General features: G+C 70.5%; 17 protein-coding genes. 8 read left to right on the forward strand and 9 right to left on the reverse strand.

Features of this window, described 5'->3' with window-relative positions; genetic code table 11:
- Positions 1 to 57 precede the first annotated feature (57 nt).
- Genes BLT23_RS05225 through BLT23_RS05235 form a run of 3 tightly spaced genes read right to left on the reverse strand, consistent with a single transcriptional unit; the run spans position 58 to position 2,032 of the window.
- Positions 58 to 468 (reverse strand): thioredoxin family protein, encoded by a 411-nt coding sequence (locus BLT23_RS05225; RefSeq protein ID WP_090046173.1) that lies wholly within the window; start codon positions 466 to 468, stop codon positions 58 to 60.
- Complete coding sequence (locus tag BLT23_RS05230; protein WP_090046175.1) at positions 465 to 1,298, reverse strand: LmeA family phospholipid-binding protein; 834 nt, start codon at positions 1,296 to 1,298, stop codon at positions 465 to 467. Before BLT23_RS05230 ends, BLT23_RS05225 begins: the two co-directional genes overlap by 4 nt.
- Entirely contained in the window at positions 1,295 to 2,032 is a 738-nt protein-coding gene (locus tag BLT23_RS05235) for an alpha/beta hydrolase family protein (protein ID WP_281248819.1), read from the reverse strand. The genes BLT23_RS05230 and BLT23_RS05235 overlap by 4 nt, the downstream gene beginning before the upstream one ends.
- Before the next feature lie 174 nt (positions 2,033 to 2,206).
- On the opposite strand from BLT23_RS05235, the gene BLT23_RS05240 reads away from it, so the two are divergent.
- From BLT23_RS05240 to BLT23_RS05270, 7 genes are all read left to right on the forward strand, one after another.
- Complete coding sequence (locus BLT23_RS05240) at positions 2,207 to 2,959, forward strand: response regulator transcription factor (protein WP_090046871.1); 753 nt, start codon at positions 2,207 to 2,209, stop codon at positions 2,957 to 2,959.
- A gap of 10 nt (positions 2,960 to 2,969) precedes the next feature.
- Entirely contained in the window at positions 2,970 to 3,845 is an 876-nt protein-coding gene (gene mshD / locus BLT23_RS05245) for a mycothiol synthase (RefSeq protein WP_090046178.1), read from the forward strand.
- Positions 3,846 to 4,031: 186 nt separating this feature from the next.
- Complete coding sequence (gene pstS / locus BLT23_RS05250) at positions 4,032 to 5,138, forward strand: phosphate ABC transporter substrate-binding protein PstS (protein ID WP_090046180.1); 1,107 nt, start codon at positions 4,032 to 4,034, stop codon at positions 5,136 to 5,138.
- Positions 5,139 to 5,171: 33 nt separating this feature from the next.
- On the forward strand, positions 5,172 to 6,236 hold the full coding sequence (gene pstC / locus BLT23_RS05255) for a phosphate ABC transporter permease subunit PstC (protein ID WP_090046182.1): 1,065 nt from the start codon (positions 5,172 to 5,174) through the stop codon (positions 6,234 to 6,236).
- Positions 6,233 to 7,147, forward strand: a complete 915-nt coding sequence (gene pstA, locus BLT23_RS05260; protein ID WP_090046184.1) for a phosphate ABC transporter permease PstA — start codon at positions 6,233 to 6,235, stop codon at positions 7,145 to 7,147. The genes pstC and pstA overlap by 4 nt, the downstream gene beginning before the upstream one ends.
- A 10-nt stretch (positions 7,148 to 7,157) precedes the next feature.
- Positions 7,158 to 7,934, forward strand: a complete 777-nt coding sequence (pstB, locus tag BLT23_RS05265; protein ID WP_090046186.1) for a phosphate ABC transporter ATP-binding protein PstB — start codon at positions 7,158 to 7,160, stop codon at positions 7,932 to 7,934.
- 29 nt (positions 7,935 to 7,963) lie between these two features.
- Positions 7,964 to 9,124, forward strand: a complete 1,161-nt coding sequence (locus BLT23_RS05270) for a hypothetical protein (protein WP_090046187.1) — start codon at positions 7,964 to 7,966, stop codon at positions 9,122 to 9,124.
- Between the two features lie 83 nt (positions 9,125 to 9,207).
- Here the strand turns inward: BLT23_RS05270 and phoU are convergent, their stop codons facing one another.
- From phoU to BLT23_RS40560, 6 genes are all read right to left on the reverse strand, one after another.
- The gene (gene phoU / locus BLT23_RS05275; RefSeq protein ID WP_090046188.1) at positions 9,208 to 9,873 is read right to left on the reverse strand and encodes a phosphate signaling complex protein PhoU; all 666 of its coding nucleotides are present in this window, start codon (positions 9,871 to 9,873) and stop codon (positions 9,208 to 9,210) included.
- A 72-nt stretch (positions 9,874 to 9,945) separates the two neighbouring features.
- Positions 9,946 to 12,996 (reverse strand): LCP family protein, encoded by a 3,051-nt coding sequence (locus BLT23_RS05280; protein WP_090046190.1) that lies wholly within the window; start codon positions 12,994 to 12,996, stop codon positions 9,946 to 9,948.
- A gap of 298 nt (positions 12,997 to 13,294) precedes the next feature.
- Positions 13,295 to 14,149, reverse strand: coding sequence for a GGDEF domain-containing protein (locus BLT23_RS05285; RefSeq protein WP_090046872.1), 855 nt, complete (start codon positions 14,147 to 14,149; stop codon positions 13,295 to 13,297).
- A gap of 141 nt (positions 14,150 to 14,290) precedes the next feature.
- Positions 14,291 to 14,743 carry a hypothetical protein gene (locus BLT23_RS05290; RefSeq protein ID WP_090046191.1) on the reverse strand — a complete coding sequence of 151 codons (453 nt, stop codon included), beginning with the start codon at positions 14,741 to 14,743 and terminating at the stop codon, positions 14,291 to 14,293.
- Positions 14,736 to 15,860 carry a tRNA dihydrouridine synthase DusB gene (dusB, locus tag BLT23_RS05295; RefSeq protein WP_245743647.1) on the reverse strand — a complete coding sequence of 375 codons (1,125 nt, stop codon included), beginning with the start codon at positions 15,858 to 15,860 and terminating at the stop codon, positions 14,736 to 14,738. Before dusB ends, BLT23_RS05290 begins: the two co-directional genes overlap by 8 nt.
- A gap of 248 nt (positions 15,861 to 16,108) precedes the next feature.
- On the reverse strand, positions 16,109 to 16,246 hold the full coding sequence (locus BLT23_RS40560) for a hypothetical protein (protein ID WP_176946611.1): 138 nt from the start codon (positions 16,244 to 16,246) through the stop codon (positions 16,109 to 16,111).
- A gap of 196 nt (positions 16,247 to 16,442) precedes the next feature.
- Here BLT23_RS40560 and BLT23_RS05300 point away from each other — a divergent pair, with 196 nt between their 5' ends.
- Complete coding sequence (locus tag BLT23_RS05300; RefSeq protein ID WP_176946612.1) at positions 16,443 to 17,120, forward strand: DUF4241 domain-containing protein; 678 nt, start codon at positions 16,443 to 16,445, stop codon at positions 17,118 to 17,120.
- The last annotated feature ends 19 nt before the right edge of the window (positions 17,121 to 17,139 follow it).

Raw genomic sequence — 17,139 nt, forward strand, 5'->3', positions numbered from 1 at the left:
CGGGAGGTATGTCCATCTGGTGGAACAACGCGGTTTCACCCGACTGGCCCAAGCGACTTATGGCAGGTGAGGACGCAGGGCGTCCAGCAGCGAGTCGCGCTTGGGGACGCCGCCGACGCGCAGGATCTCGGTGCCGTCGGACGCCAGCGCGAGCGTCGTCGGGGTGCGCATGATGCCGAGCCTTGTCGTCACGTCCGGGAGGTTCGTGACGTCGAGCTCGGCGTGGGTGAGGCCCTCGGTGCGGTCCGCGAGATCGCGCAGGAGCACCTTCGCGTGGCGGCACGGCGCGCAGAACGTCGTGGAGAGCTGGACCAGCGTGACCCCCGGCGTGAGCAGCTCACGCACGGGGGCGGGCAGGTCGGCGGACGGGGTGGTGCGCCGGGAGATGCGGCCCTCGCGGACCTTGAGCAGCACGGCGAGCGCGCCGGCCACGGCCAGCGCGCCCACCAGGGCCCAGACTCCGGTCATCGCTGTTCCAGCGGCACGTCGGTGATCTCGCCGGACAGCTTGAACGCGCCGCTCTCCACCTCGACGGCGGTCGGCGTCGCGCCGAACGGGAGGGTGCCGGGGTCGATCTTGATCGCGAGCGCCTGGCGCAGCTGCGGGATGATCTGCTTGAGCGACGTGTCGTCCAGCTCGATGTCGTCGATGGTGATCTGGATGGCACCGCTGGCCAGGGCGATCTGGCCGTACGCGGTGATCGTGACGTTGCGGCCGGCCACGTTGGTCTGACCGGAGAGCTTGATCGCGGCGGTCGTCTTGGGTGCCTGCGGGTCGGCGGGCGGGGTCGTGGTGACCCGGTTGTCCGGTTCGATCGAGAGCTTGTCGAACGGCGTCACCTGGTTCGCGAGCCGGTTCAGGTCCATCGCCTTGATCCGGACGCTGCCCTTGACGGTGTCGATGGTCGCCTTGGAGACGTTGCCCGCGAGCAGGTCGGACAGCTCGACGCGGGTGTGCAGGAGGTCGGCCTCGACGTCGAGGTCGCGCAGGTCGACGCCCTGCTGCTCGTCCTTGATCGGCACGCCGTACGCGCGGATCTCCACGTGCTGGTAGTCGCCGCGCAGCGCCTGGAGCGTGAACGGGAACCCGTTGATCCGCACCGACGGGTCCTCGTCGAGCTGGAGTTTCTCGCGCATCCGCTGCGCGATCTGGTACTCGCCCGCCGCCGCCAGCGCGAAGTCGGCAGCGACGAGCAGCACGCCCAGCACGATGACCGTGATGACGAGGAACTTGCCGCGCCTCGACTTCTTCTTCGGCCGGGCGCGTGCCGGGGTCTGGCCGGAAAACCCTGCAGTCATCCCTCGTCCTTCGGGCTCAGGTGCTCGATCTTCGCGGCGGTCCACGCCGCCATCCGGTCTACCAGGTCGGGGGTCGAGGCCGACTCGGCGTGCCGCATGCCCTTCTCGATCCACAGCTCGCCATGTCCCGAGGACGCGCGGTGCAGCGACTCGGCGTGCTCCACGTGGAAATAGTGGTCCAGGTCACCGTGCACGATCAGCAGCGGGGTGGGCTTGATGCGACCCACCACCTCCAGCGGGCTTTCCGGCACCTGTACCCAGCTGTCGCCGAGCCGAACCCCGATCGCCCGCGCGGCGAGCTTGCCGTGGGGCTGCTCCAGCAGCCAGTGCACCCGCCGCATGGGAGCGGTCTCGCGCGACCACCACCTGGCGGGCCCGCTCACCGAGATGACGGCGTCCGGCTTCGTCTCGCCGAGCGCGGCGTGCCGCAGGACGATCGACGCGCCCATCGAGAACCCGATCGTGGCGACCCTGCGGTAGCCGAGCGAGTGGGCCTTGCGGACCGCCGCCTCGATGTCGTGGATCTCGTCCGCGCCGACCGTGCACTGCCCGCCGGACCTCCCGTGGCCGCGGAAGTCGAACGCGACGACACCGCCGTGCCGGGCCAGTCTGGCCAGCACGCGGGCCACGTAGGGCTTGGTCACGTTGTTCGTGATCCCGTGTCCCACAACGAATGCGAGGTCGCTGTCGGCCCGGTGGTGGACGCCGTGGAGACGTACGCCGTCATGTGACATGGATGTAACAGGCGTGACGCTTGTGGAAACAACTGTGAGCACGGCTTCTTGACCTGGGACTTTCTCGGGTTGCACCGGTATTGTCTCCGTCATCCGCAGGCAACGGGGCCCGGTCACCGTACGCCGCTGGTCTGGTCCAGGTGACCGTCCACGGCCGATTTGGAGGGCGCCGCGATGAGCATCGACGTGCTTCTGCTGACGACAGACCCCGACCCCGAGGCGGTGCTTCCCGCGCTGGCGCTGCTCCCGCACGCCGTGCGTCCGCTCCGCCCGGAGGTCTCCGCGCTGCTGGAGGCGGGCCCGCACGACATCGTGCTGGTCGACGCCCGCACGGACCTGGTCGGCGCCCGCTCGCTGTGCCGCCTGCTCGACTCGTCCGGCGTGGACGTGCCCGTGGTGGCCGTCGTCACCGAGGGCGGTCTGGTCGCCGTCAACTCCGACTGGTCGGTCGATGAGATCCTGCTCCCCGCCTCCGGCCCCGCCGAGGTCGACGCCCGCCTGCGCCTGGTGCGCTCGCGCCGCGGCGCCACCCAGCCGGGTGGTGACGGCGCGTTGCAGCTCGGCGACCTGGTGATCGACGAGGCCACCTACACCGCCCGCCTGCGCGGCCGCCCGCTCGACCTCACCTACAAGGAGTTCGAGCTGCTCAAGTACCTCGCGCAGCACGCGGGCCGGGTCTTCACCCGTGCCCAGCTGCTGCAGGAGGTCTGGGGCTACGACTTCTTCGGCGGCACCCGCACCGTCGACGTCCACGTGCGACGGCTGCGCGCCAAGCTCGGCCCCGAGCACGAGGCGCTGATCGGCACCGTGCGCAACGTCGGCTACAAGTTCGTCCGCCCGCCGCGTCCCGGCTCGACGCGTCGTCCCGAGATCACCGAGGTCGACGACACCGTCCGAGTCCTGGATGAGCGTCTGATGGCGCGGTAGGTTCGCCTTTGTGGCGCAACTGAGCTGGTACGACGAGCTGACGACCGAACTGGCCGCCGAGGCCGGTGAGCTGCTGGCCGCCGCCGAGGGCCTCGACGGCGTGGCACCGGTCGGCGAGGCCGTGCGCCTGCGGATGCGGCCCGGCGCCACCGGCAGCAGGCACCTCTTCGCACGGGTGGACGGCGAGCTCGCCGGGTACGCGCACGTCGACCTCCTCGGCGACTCGGGTGGCAACAAGGTCGCCGAGCTGGCCGTGCACCCGACGTACCGCCATCAGGGCGTCGGCGAGGCGCTGGTGCAGGCGCTCCCCCAGGACGACCTGCGGATCTGGGCGCACGGCGGCCACCCGGACGCCGAGAAGCTCGCCGACAAGCTGGGCTTCCGCAAGGTCCGCGAACTGCTGCGGATGCGCCTGCGCGTCGACGCCGACCTGCCGCGGCCGGTGCTGCCGGAAGGCGTGACGCTGCGGGCGTTCGTCCCCGGCAAGGACGAGGCCGCGGTCGTCTACGTGAACCACCGCGCCTTCGACTGGCACCCCGAGCAGGGCTCGATGTCCATCGAGGACGTGCGCGCGAAGGAAGAAGAGGAGTGGTTCGACCCGCAGGGGTTCCTCCTCGCGTTCGACGCCGACGACAAGCTCCTGGGCTTCCACTGGACGAAGGTGCACACGCCCGCGCTGGGCGAGGTGTACGTGGTGGGCGTCGACCCGGCCAGCCAGGGCGGCGGTCTCGGCAAGGCGCTGACCCTCGCCGGCCTGCACCACCTGCGGGAACAGGGCGTCGAACAGGTGATGCTCTACGTCGAGTCGGACAACGCGGCGGCCGTCCGCGTGTACACGAAGCTCGGCTTCACGCTGTGGGACGCCGACGTCCAGTACAGCCGCTAGACACACACCGTCACGGGTCGCGTACGCGCTGGTCACGCCGACCGTGGGGCCTGTCACTTCCCATGCGGTGTTCACCTCCCGTTCATCCGTCCTAGGTGGTCTGTCCACCCTGGCTACCTACCTTCCCTAGCGAGCGGCGACGTCCGTCGCGAAACCGCTAAAGCTTCCGCAAGGTGGAGGACCAAGGTGAAGATCCAGCGGCATGGCGCCGTGCTCGGCCTCGTCACGGCCGGCGCGCTTCTGCTCAGCGCGTGTGGCAGCGACGACAACTCCGGTGCCACGGGCGGCACGAACACGCCCGCCGCGTCCGGTGTCGAGTGCGGTGGCAAGACGAAGCTCAACGCCGAGGGTTCCTCCGCGCAGAAGAACGCGGTCGACGCGTTCGTGCAGGCTTACCAGGCCGCCTGCCCCGGCGTGGACCTCGCCTACAACCCGTCCGGCTCCGGCGCGGGCGTGAAGAACTTCAACGCGGGCCAGGTCGACTTCGGCGGCTCCGACTCCGCCCTCAAGGCGGGCGCGGAGACCGAGGCCGCCGCGAAGCGCTGCCAGGACAACCCCGCCTGGAACCTGCCGCTCGTCTTCGGCCCCGTCGCGGTCGGCTACAAGCTGTCCGGTGTCGAGGACCTCGTGCTCGACGCCAAGACCACCGCCGCGATCTTCTCCGGCGAGGTCAAGAAGTGGAACGACCCGGCCATCAAGGCCCTCAACGGCTCCGCGTCCCTGCCGGACAAGGAGATCGCGGTCATCTACCGCTCCGACGAGTCGGGCACGACCGACAACTTCCAGAAGTACCTGAAGGTCGCGGGCGGCTGGACCAAGGGTGACGGCAAGCAGTTCAAGGGCGGTGTCGGCGAGGGCAAGGAGAAGTCCGCCGGTGTCGCGCAGGCCGTCGGCTCCATCGACGGTGCCATCACCTACGTCGAGTGGTCGTTCGCGCAGGACAACAAGCTCTCGATGGCCAAGATCGACTCCGGTTCCGGCGCCGTCGAGCTGACCGCGGAGACGGCCGGCAAGGCCATCGACGAGGCGAAGGTCAAGGGCGAGGGCAACGACCTGGTCCTCGACCTCGACTCCATCTACGGCTCGAAGGCCGCCGGTGCCTACCCGCTGCTGCTCGCGACCTACGAGATCGTGTGCTCGAAGGGCTACGACGCCGACACCGCGAAGGCCGTCAAGGCGTTCCTCACGGTGGCCGCGACCACCGGCCAGGCCCAGCTCGCCGAGGCGGGCTACGTGCCGCTGCCCAAGGCGTTCCAGGAGAAGCTCCTCACCGCCGTGAAGGCGATCGCCTGACGGTGGTGCGAAACTTCGGTTGACGCAGACGCGATGAACGATCCTGTCGTGGCCAGGCGCCCCGCCCGCTCCGGTGAGCCCGGAGCGGAGCGGGGCGTCCCGGCTGCTCCCCACGCCTCGGAGGCTCCGATTCCCCCGACACCGGAAGCGCCACAAACGCCGAAGGCACCGCACGTACGGCCCGGTGACCGCGTCTTCCGCGGTCTCGCGACGGGGTCCGGTGTCTTCATCGTCGCGCTGATCGGCGCGATCGGCCTGTTCCTCGTCGTCCAGGCGATCCCGTCGCTCGGGCTGGACCAGGTCAACTTCCTCACCAGTCGCGAGTGGAACACCTCCGACCCGGCGAACCTGCGGTTCGGCATCCTCGACCTGCTGCTGGTCACGATCGTCGTCTCGCTGCTGGCGCTGCTGATCGCGATGCCGATCGCGCTCGGCATCGCCCTGTTCCTCACGCAGTACGCGCCGCGCCAGCTCGCCCGGCCGTTCGCCTACGTCATCGACCTGCTCGCCGCCGTGCCGTCGATCGTCTTCGGCCTGTGGGGACTGTTCGTGCTCGGCCCGGTGCTGTACCCGGTCTCCGAGTGGCTGATCGAGCACCTCGGCTGGATCCCGTTCTTCGCCAAGGGCAACGTGAACGTGCAGCTCGGCGGCACCGTCTTCACCGCGGGCATCGTCGTCGCGGTGATGATCCTGCCGATCATCACCGCCGTCAGCCGCGAGGTCTTCGAACGCACGCCCACGATGCACGTCGAGGGCGCCATCGCGCTCGGCGCGACCAAGTGGGAGGTCGTGCGCACGACCGTCCTGCCGTTCGGCAAGGCCGGGTACGTCAGCGCGTCGATGCTCGGCCTCGGTCGCGCGCTCGGCGAGACCATCGCGGTCATGATCATCCTGAGCACGGCGACCTCGGCGTTCGGCTGGTCGCTCTTCGACGGCGGCGCCACGTTCGCCTCGAAGATCGCCCTGGCCGCGCCGGAGTTCAACGACCCGCGCTCGGCCGGCGCCTACATCGCGGCCGGTCTGGTGCTGTTCGTGCTGACCTTCGTCGTGAACGCCATCGCGCGCTCGATCGTCGCCGGCCACAAGGAGTACGAGTGAGCACCAACCTCGCGGACCCCGCGCGCCTCGCGACGCCGCCGACGTTCCAGTCGGTCAGCCTGTCCCGCCGGATCAAGAACGGTGTCGCGACCGCGCTCGTGTGGACGGCGTTCCTGATCGCGGTCATCCCGCTCGTGTGGGTGCTCTACACGGTGGTGCAGCGCGGTTTCCCGGTCATCCTCGACGGTGACTGGTGGCAGAAGTCGCTGTCCGGCCTGCTCGCCCGCCAGCAGGGCGGCGGCGCGTACCACGCGATCTACGGCACCCTGGTGCAGGGCCTCGTCTGCGCCCTCATCTCCGTGCCGGTCGGCATCATGATCGCCATCTACCTCGTCGAGTACGGCGGTCGCACGCGGCTCGCGAAGGCGACGACGTTCATGGTGGACATCCTCACCGGTGTGCCGTCGATCGTCGCCGCGCTGTTCATCTACACGGTCTGGATCACCTACGCGGGCTTCGGCCGCAGCGCGTTCGCCGTGTCGCTCGCCCTCGTGCTGCTGATGGTGCCGGTCGTCGTGCGCACGACCGAGGAGATGCTCAAGATCGTCCCGGACGAGCTGCGCGAAGCCTCCTACGCGCTCGGCATCCCGAAGTGGAAGACGATCGTCAAGATCGTCATCCCCACCGCGCTGTCCGGCATCCTGACCGGCATCATGCTGGCGCTGGCCCGCGTCATGGGCGAGACCGCGCCGGTGCTGGTGCTCGCCGCCTACGCGCCGTTCATCAACTACAACCTCTTCGACGGCCCGATGGCGTCGCTGCCGCTGATGATGGTGAACGAGCGCAACAACCCGACAGAGGCGGGCTTCGAGCGGCTGTGGGGCGCGGCCATCACCCTCGTCCTCATCATCACCCTGTTCAACCTGCTGGCCACCGTGATCTCGCGGGTGCTGGCGCCGAAGACGAAGTGAGCGGGCGGACATGGCCAAGCGACTCGACATCAAGGACCTGAACCTCTACTACGGCAAGTTCCACGCCGTGGAGAACGTCTCGCTCGCGGTGCCGCCGAGGAACGTCACGGCGTTCATCGGCCCCTCCGGCTGCGGCAAGTCGACCGTGCTGCGGTCGCTCAACCGCATGCACGAGGTCGCCCCCGGCGCGCGCGTCGAAGGCAAGGTGCTGCTCGACGGCGAGGACATCTACGCGTCCACTGTGGACCCGGTCGAGGTGCGCCGCACGATCGGCATGGTGTTCCAGCGCCCCAACCCGTTCCCCACGATGTCCATCCGCGACAACGTGGTGGCGGGCCTGAAGCTCGCGGGCGTGAAGAACAAGAAGGAGCTCGACGAGGTCGCGGAGCGCTCGTTGCGCGGCGCGAACCTGTGGAACGAGGTCAAGGACCGCCTCGACCGCCCCGGCGGCGGCCTCTCCGGCGGCCAGCAGCAGCGCCTGTGCATCGCCCGCGCCATCGCCGTGCAGCCCGACGTGCTGCTGATGGACGAGCCCTGCTCCGCCCTGGACCCGATCTCCACGCTGGCGATCGAGGACCTGATCACGGAGCTGAAGAAGGACTACACGATCGTCATCGTCACCCACAACATGCAGCAGGCGGCGCGCGTGTCCGACCAGACCGCGTTCTTCAACCTGCTGGGCGTGGGCCAGCCCGGTCAGCTGATCGAGGTCGACGACACCGAGAAGATCTTCTCCAACCCCGGCCAGAAGGCCACCGAGGACTACATCTCGGGCCGGTTCGGCTAAATGCCGGAGGAGTCGCTAGATTCCGGAGCGTGAGCCCGCAGAGCAAGTCGCGCAAGAAGAAGCAAGGCAAGGCACCCGGCCGCCGGCGGGAGCAGCAGTCCCCGTACGGGGCGCTGCTCGAGTCGGCGGCCGCCGTGCGTTCGGAGTCGTGGCTGCTCGCGGACGCCTGGGCGAGTGAGCTCTACGCCACGCTCTGGCTCGCGGGCTCCGGCAGCGCGCCCCTGGTCGAGGCGCTGAAGGAGATGGACGACCCGGCTGCGCTCACCGCGCTGCGCGCACTGTCCGGTGTGGGCTCCGCGGACGACAGGGCCGCCGCCTTCGCGGCCGCCGAAACCGTTGCGGCGCGCGGGGTCGCGGAACCGTCCTGGTACGTCCCCGGTGCGGCGCTGGAGTTCCGCGACGCGTACCTCGTCACGAACCTGCTGGGAGACGTCGAGGTCGTCGCGATCACCCAGGACCGCGCCGACTCGGCCGAGACCGTGCTGTTCATGCGCCAGCCGGTGCTCGGCGCCACCGCGATCGAGCTGTTCTCCACGCCCGACGAGGGCACCGTGGCGCTGTTGCAGGACATGATCGCCTCCACGCCCGAGGCGTTCCGCGACGAGATCACGCCGCTGAGCGCGACCGACGTCTACGACCGCCTCTGGCCGGACGTCGAGCAGTTCTGGGAGGACGGCCCCGACGAGGAGGCCGAGGAGGGCCTGATCGGGTCCGAGGACGTGCGGCACCCCGTCCAGCTGATCGCGCTGGCCGACGCCCGCGTCAGCTCGCTGGTGCCTGCCGAGTACGAGATCCCCGCGATCGGTCCGGAAAGGACGGACGAGGCCGTCGAGGCGTTCCTGGCCTCGGACCACGGGATCGCGGACGTCGAGGCCGCACGGGCGTTCGCGCGGATCGTCGCCTCCGCCGCGGTGGAGCAGAACCGCGACCCGGTGGTCTACGGCCCGGCCTCGCTCACCGCCGTGCTGATCCTGCACATCGCCGCGAAGCTGCACGTCTCGGACGAGGACCTCGCGTTGCTGCCGGACATCGTCCGCGCGTGGGCCTACTTCACCGCGGACGCCAGGGACCTGCCGCACGACGAGGCACGGGCGGCGTGGGACGCCGAACTGCCCACCGTGCTCGCCGAGTTCTCCGAGGCGTACGCCGATCCGGAGCTGGCGCAGGAACGCGAAGGCCAGTTCCGCTGACCCCCTCCCCCCGCGCACTCCTCATCGCACGCGGGGCCCTTTCGTACTGTCACACAGTACGAAAGGGCCCCGCGTGCGACTGACTACAGCTTCTCGTCGCCGCCGTAGCCGGGCATCCGGCCGGTGACGACGAAGACCGTGCGCTTGGCGACCGAGACGGCGTGGTCGCCGTAGCGCTCGTAGAACCGGCCGAGCAGCGTCACGTCCACCGCGGTGGGAACACCGTGCTGCCAGTCCTTGTCCATGATCACGGAGAAGAGGTGGCGGTGGATGTCGTCCATCGCGTCGTCCGCCTCTTCGAGGCTGCGCGCGCGGTCGACGTCCTTGTGCCGGATGATCTCGGCCGCCTCCTGCGCGAGCTTCACCGCGATGGTGCCCATCTCGGTGAAGTACGGCTTGACGTCCTCTGGCAGCGCCGACGCCGGGTGACGCCGGCGCGCGGCCTTGGCCACGTGCAGGGCGAGGTCGCCCATGCGCTCGACGCTCTCCGCGGCGTGGATCACCGCGAGCACCGTGCGCAGGTCGGTCGCGACCGGTGCCTGCAACGCGAGCAGCGCGTACGACTGCTCCTCGATGCTGGAGCGGACGTCGTCGACCTTCTGGTCCCCGCTGATGACCTGTTCCGCGAGACCGAGGTCGGCCTCCAGCAGGGCGGTGGTCGCGTTCCGCATCGCCTCGGCGACCATGCCTGTCATGTCGGCCAGTCGTTCGGCGAGCTCTTCTAGCTGGTCGTGGTAGGCCTCGCGCATGGCGCTCAGCCTACGTCCCGACCACGACCTCAGCGACATGCCGAGATGAACCGCGGATGAACCCCAGGCGAATCACTTCGGCGCGCAGGGGTCCTGAGCCGCGTTCACCACGGACAGGTCGGGGGCGGTCTCCCCCTGGTTGCCCGCGTTGCCCTGCTGGGTGCCCTCCTGCGGCCCCACGATCTTGTCGTCGAAGTCCGCGCCCAGCGTCAGCACGACCGCGCCGCCCATCTCCGGGGCCTCCACCAGCTCGGCGCTCGGAACCGCGGCCTTGAGCGTGGCCGCCTTGTTCTCGTTGCCCTTCGAGTACCGGATGGTGGTCTTGGCCGCGTTCTCCGGGGCGTTGCCCCGCGTCGCGACCTTGAAGCCCTTCTGCTGCAACGCGTTCGACGTCCGGTCGGCCGCGCCGCCGTTCGTCGGGTCGCCGTTGAACACCTGGATCGTGACCTCCTTGGGGTCGATCACGGTTCCCGGCTGTTGCTGCGGAGGGGCTTCCCCGGTGTTCGACTCGGCCGGCTTCTCCTGCGGCAGCGGCAAGCCGTCGATGATCGTCTGGAACAGCTCCTTGACGCCGTCGTCCTTCAGGCGCTCGATGTTGTCGTCGTTCGACAGCGTCGGGCCCTCGTCGGTCCAGTGCGGCATCGTCACGAACGTGACGCGGCCCGCGTCGAGGCTCTGCAGCGAGTTCGCGAGTTCCAGCAGCGAGGCGACGTCGATGTTGTCGCCGGCCGTGGAGCTCGTGAGCGCGTTGATGAAGTTGTTGAGCTTCGACGGGCTCAGCAGCACCTCGTTGGACAGCGACTGGCGCAGCATCGCCGACAGGAACGTCTGCTGCCGCTTGATCCGGTCGAAGTCGGTGCCGCTGTCACCGGCGACCTTGCGGGCGCGCACGTACTGCAACGCCTGGTCGCCCTTGAGCACGTGCCTGCCCGGCTTGTCGATGACGACGCCGAGCTCGTCGTCGACGATCTTCGTGGGCGTGCAGATCTCCACGCCGCCGATCGCCGTCGACATCTCGCGGAAGCCGACGAAGTCGATGCTCACGAAGTGGTTGATCTTGAGCCCGGACAGCTGCGTCATCATGTTGGCGACGCACTCGGGACCACCCTCGGCGTAGACGGAGTTCGCCATGACCTCCTTCGCCGGGGCCAGCGCCTCGCCGTACTGCCCGGTGTCCGAGTCCCAGGACCGGCACGCCGGTCGGTCGACGCGCACGTCCCGCGGCAGCGACACGACGACCATGCGCTTCCGGTCGGCGGGGATGTGCGCGAGCATGATCACGTCCGACCGCGCGCCCCCCTCCTGGTCCGCGGTGCCGACGTTGTCACTCGGCTTCGCGCCCGCCCTGGTGTCCGAGCCGACCAGCAGGAAGTTCTCGTCGCCGAGCTGCTTCTCCGCCTGGTGCACGGCCTCGGAGTTGCCGCCGAGCGCCTCGATCTTCTGGAACTTGGAGTCGGCCCACAGCGTCGCGGCCCAGCCGATGCCGGTCGACGCGAACACCACGGCCGCGGCGGCGACCGCCGAGACCTTGGCGCCGCGCATCAGCCTGCGCTGCTTGGGCGTGCGGCCGGGCATGCCCGGCCTGCGGGGGCCGCCGGAGTCGACGACGACGGGGTCGGCGTACTGCGTCGCCTCCTCGTCCTCCTCTTCCTTGACCCACGGCATGAGCTTGGCGCGCCGTTCCTTGCGCAGCCGCTCCTGCTCCAGCAGCTCGTCGTGGACCGCGGAGAACCGGGCGAGCGTGTGGTCCACCTCGCGCCGCTTCTTCACCTCGTCACCGATGGGTTCCATCTCGGTGGTGAGGCTGAGCGGGTCCATCTCCTCCCGCTTCTCGACCTGGGGAGCGGAGACCGCGGCAGCGATCTGCGTGTCCTCCTGGCCGGGGTCCTCCGCCGGAGCGTCGGCGCCGAGCCGGTTCGCGATGCCGGGCGCCGGGCGGGGACCGCTCGACTCCGCGCGCGGCGGCATCGGCCGGGGCCCGCTCGACTCGGCCCGAGCCGGGGGCGCGGGACGGCGGCCGGTGGGCTCACCCTCACCGGGCACCGGGGGGCGCGGGATGGCGTTGGACGACGGCGCCTCGCCCGGCAGCAGGCGACGCGGCGCGGGGCCGTCCGGTGCGGGCGGGCGCTTGAGGCCGGTGTGCCCCGCGTCGGCGCCGGGTGCGGCGGGACGCGGGATGCCCGCGGACGACGGCGTGTCGCCGGGCACCGGGCGCGGGATGGCGTTGGCGGAGGGGGCGTCGCCGGGGGCGAGCCTGCGCGGCGGTGCGCCGTTCGGCTCGGGCCTGCGCGCGGGGGCCTCGGGTGCTCCGCCGGGCGCGGGACGGCGCGGGATGCCGTTCGCGGACGGGACGTCGCCGGGCGGCATCCGCCGCGGGTCGCCACCGGGGGCCGGCGGTCGCTTCTGGCCGGCGTCCGGGCGCGGGATGCCCGCGGACGACGGCACGTCACCCGGAACCGGGCGCGGGATCGCGTTGGCCGAGGGGGCGTCGCCGGGGGGAACCCTGCGCGGCGGCGTGCCACCGGGGCCCATCTCGCCGGGAGCGGGACGGCGCCGGGTACCGGTCGCGTCCGCCTCGGGAGGCCGGACGGCACCGCTGTGCGGGCCGGGAGCCGCTCGGCGCGCACCGGCGTCCGGCCGCGGTCGCTGGCCGGTCTGCTCGGCGGGGGGCCGCCCGGTGTTCGCGGGCGCGCCGGTGGGAGGCGCGGCCTTCGGCGGTGCGGCCTTCGGGGGCACACCGTTCGGCGGCCCGGCCTTGGGCGGCACGGCGTTCGGCGGCACGGCGGGAGCGTCCGGCGCGCGTCGCCTGCCGGTCGGCTCACCGGGGAAGTGCTGCGGGGCGGCCTGGTCCGGCCGCGGGCGCTGGCCGGTCTGCTCACCCGGCCGGTGGGCGGACGGCGGCTGCTGCCGCGGTGCCTGAGGCGGCTGGGCCTGAGGCTGCGGGGCCTGCGGGGCCGGTGGTTCGGGCAGCGCGCGCCTGCCCGTGGCGGGTGGGTCCGGCAGGGCGCGCCTGCCGGTCGTCGTGGAGTTGTCGGGCGGTACAGGCGGGACGGGCCGGGGGATGTTCGTCCTGCTGTGCTGCTCGATGAGGTCCGAGACGCTCAGGCCCCCAGAGCCTTCCATCGAGCGACGTCTACGGCCGGTCGGCTGGTCGTGCTGGGGATCCTGATCACCGCGGGAAGAGGGGCCGCCACGTCGGGGGTCGTCGGGCACCCAATCTCCCTTCTGGGTCAGAAGCAAAAGTGGTTCGTCATTACGAAGTGACGACGACCGGGACACAAGGGTTGCACCACCGGCGTGTCAGTTGCGCCCGCGATACTACGGATGCAGCCGACTTCTGACGACCACTCCGGGTGATCCAGCTGGGATCAGTACGCGAATTCGCGCAGTCTGCTTGCCCTGAACGGGTGAGCCATGTCACTCAGTAGTAACCGAGAACACGCGATTCGGCGATGCCGCGCCTGCCCGCGGCCCTGCCGGCGAGGCGAACCCGTCCGTCGGCACGGTACGCCACGGCGTTGCGACCTGACTGCTTGGCCGTGTACAGGAGGCTGTCCGCGCGCAGCAGCTGCTGCTCGGCGCTGACCGCCGGACGCCCCGGCGCCTCGTGCGCGGGCGGCTCGTACGCGAGGCCCGCGCTGACCGTCACGCGGAGGTCCGGGGCGATCTCGTCCCAGGGGTGACGCTCGACACGTTCCCGCGCCGCCTCGGCGACCGCGACGGCCGTCACGGCGTCGACTCTCGGCAGCACCAGGACGAACTCCTCGCCGCCGTAGCGGGCGCAGAAGGCGTCCTCCGGCAGCTCCTGCTGCAGCAGCTCCACGACGCGCTGCAGCACGCGGTCGCCGAGCAGGTGGCCGAACGTGTCGTTGACCTGCTTGAACCAGTCGAGGTCGATCAGCGCGATGGCGAGCCCGTGCCGGCACGCGCCGTGCTCCGTCAGCAGGTCCATGAGCCGTTCGTCGAGGTAGCGGCGGTTGTAGGAGTCGGTGAGGCTGTCGCGCAGGCTCTGCTCGCGCGCCTCGGCGTGCTCCCGCCGCAGCCGGTCGACCTCGCGCCGGAGCTGTTCGGGCACGTGCGGCTGCTCGACCTGGTCGGCGTGGACGAGGTCGAGGGCGGAGCGGAGGTGCTCGTACGCCTGGCGCCACTGGCCCCGGGAGGCGAGCAACGTCGCGATGGACTCGTGCAGCCCGACGAGCCCGGGACCCTGGCGGCCGAGGCCGTCGTCGGTCTCCTGGGCCATCTGCTGGGCGGTTTCGGGTCGCAGTGCGGTCATCGCGGTCACCTCCTTACTTGGCAGGTGTCGTCTCCCAAGAGGCGGTGCTTGAGCTACAAGGACACGAGCGGGTGAGATTTCCCCCGTCCGGTTGACCGTCCCCTGCTCCGATCCAGTGAGCTTGGAAGATCGACTATCCGTTCAGCCACCGAGACAGGGCGCGAACCCGTACACCTCGTCGTCGAGGAGCACGACGTGCAGCGACCCGATCTGGCTGCCAATCACCGCGTCCCCCTGGCGAAGGGTGATGGTGACCGCCACGACGTAGACGTCACCGCGCGGATGGGCCTTGTCACCGGGGGGTGCCCAGTCGGCGTCGACCCGAAGCGTGGACCAGGTCGGTTCCACCTTGATGGTGGCGCCCCGCAGGTCGCAGACCTTCTGCCGGAAGTCCGGGTGCTGGGTCTCGCGCAGCAGCTTCGACTGCTGGGTCGCGCCTTCGTCGCCCGCCTTGTTCAGGCGCTCGTAGAACTCCTTGAACCTGACCTTGTCGGCGTCGCTGAGGGTCGCGGGCCGTGCCGTGCCCGCGACGGGACCGGAGCAGCCCGCGAGGAGCACGAGCGAGACGAGGAGGAGCGCGATGCGGTCAGCCACCGGAGTGCATCACGTCCGCACCGGCGGGCACCGTCGCGTCCTCGGGGTCGTCGAGCCACCCCTCCGGCAGCACGACCTTCGCCGCGGACCCCTGCCTGCCGCGCGGCCCCTCCGCGTTCACGGGGAACGGCACGTCCGGGTCGAGCTGCCCGATGAGGTCCTCCAGCTGCTGCAGGCTCGACACCATCGCGAACGCGCGCCGCGTGTCACCGCCGACCGGGAAGCCGTGCCAGTACCAGGCCATGTGCTTGCGCAGGTCCCGCAGACCCTTGTCCTCGCCGTAGTGCGCGGCGAGCAGCCGGGCGTGGGTGCGCAGGACCGCCGCGACCTCGCCCAGGCTGGGCCCCTCCGGGATCGGCTCACCCCGGAACGCCGCCTGCAGGTCCCGGAACAGCCACGGCCTGCCGAGGCACCCGCGCCCGACGACCACGCCGTCGCAACCGGTCGCCGCGACCATGTCGAGCGCGTCCTGGGCGCTGAAGATGTCGCCGTTGCCGAGCACCGGGATGCCTGTGACGGCCTCCTTGAGCCGCGCGATGGCCGACCAGTCGGCCTTGCCGGAGTAGCGCTGCGACGCGGTGCGCGCGTGCAGCGCCACGGCCTGGGCGCCCTCGTCCTGCGCGATGCGGCCCGCGTCGAGGTACGTCAGGTGCTCGTCGTCGATGCCGATGCGGAACTTCACGGTGACCGGCATGTCCCCGGCGTTGCGCACCGCGGCCCGCACGATCTGCCGGAACAGCTCCCGCTTGTACGGCAGCGCCGCCCCACCGCCCTTGCGCGTCACCTTGGGCACCGGGCAGCCGAAGTTCATGTCCATGTGGTCGGCGAGGTTCTCGTCCACGATCATCTTCGTGGCCTCGCCGACGTTGCGCGGGTCGACGCCGTAGAGCTGCATGGAACGCGGCGATTCGTCCTCCGCGAACGTGATCATGTGCATGGTCATCGCGTCGCGCTCGACGAGAGCCCTGGCGGTGATCATCTCGCAGACGTAGAGCCCGGCCCCGTACTGACGGCACAGCTGCCGGAACGCCACGTTCGTGATGCCCGCCATCGGGGCGAGCACGACGGGCGGGTCGACGGCGAACGGGCCGATCTTCAAGGTGGACGGAACGGACACGCCCACCAGGTTACGGCACTGGTCAGCCGTGATCTTGACTGAGCCTTGGGGCCAAGGGGACCGCGAGAAGAGGCGCGGCAACGGGATCAGGGCTTGACGAGCTGGCTGACCCGTTGAAAGGACAGTCCCAGCACATCGCCGGCCTCGCGCCGGGAGAGACCTTGCGAGAGCAAAGCCCTGATGGCGGCCCGATTCTCCTCGGCCGCCTCGGCTCTCGCCGACCTCGTCGTGGCGCGGAACCGGGATCATCACGCACTGAGTTCGAACACCGTGTGGTTCGCGCCCTCGCGCACCAGCTTCCAGTCCGCACCTTGGTGCTTGGCTTCCGCTGCGATCTTCTTGAACAGGTCGCTCCGCGCGATGCGTCCAGTGCGCTCTGGACGCAAGCGTCAACCCCAGGCTGGACGACTGGCTTGATCGAGTGCTGTTTCGCCTCGTCAACCGGTGCGCGGGAGCTGTCCCGCGTCGGCTTCAAGCGGTCGACGCTCATGTTTCGCCGTGTTAACCGACAGCGAACACCCGTGGTGCCCCGATCGGGTGTCGGGGGCTTCTGCCAACATGCCCTCAGGAGGTGGCCTACCTGTGGGGGCGGTTGAACTGATCAGGACCGGGTTCGAACGGTTCTTCGTCGACGGACCGGTGGGCAAGCCGACCGGAGGCGGTGAACAGCAGGTCGTCGCGGTGCACCAGGCCGGTGAGCTGGCCCTGCCGACGGGACGGCTCGTCGCCGCGGACCCGTTCGTCATCTGGCCGGAGGACGCGGAGCCGTTCACCGAGGAGGTCCCGCCCGGCTCGTACCCCGTGACCGTCTCGATGGTCTCGTGGGTCGACGGCGACGGCTTCCCCGACCTGCGGCAGGGCTACCGCGTCGCCGCCGCCAAGGTGACGGTGCGGGACGAGCCCGCCTACTCCTGGCGACCCGCCGTGGTGCCCGGCGAGCACGTGCCGATGCTGCCCGTGATGCCCGAGTTCGGCTACGAGGTCAAGTCGAGCACCGGCGCGTTCTTCGACCTGTCCGCCGCGGAGGCGCTCGACCGGCTGGCGAGCGACGACGAGGTGGGCAACTGCGACCTCATCGACGCGCTCGGCGCCGTGGGCGGTGGCCGCGGTCCCGCCAACGTCACCGACCCCCGGTCCGGCCTGAACGTCGTGGCGTTCTCGACCGGCTGGGGCGACGGCCGCTACCCCACGTGGGTCGGCCGCAACACGGCGGGCGAGGCCGTCGCGTTCGTCACCGACTTCTTCGTGATCAACCGCTGACCTGATCAACCGGGGAAGG

It is taken from the genome of Lentzea fradiae (genome assembly GCF_900100955.1).
GTDB classification, from domain to species: Bacteria; Actinomycetota; Actinomycetes; order Mycobacteriales; family Pseudonocardiaceae; genus Lentzea; species Lentzea fradiae.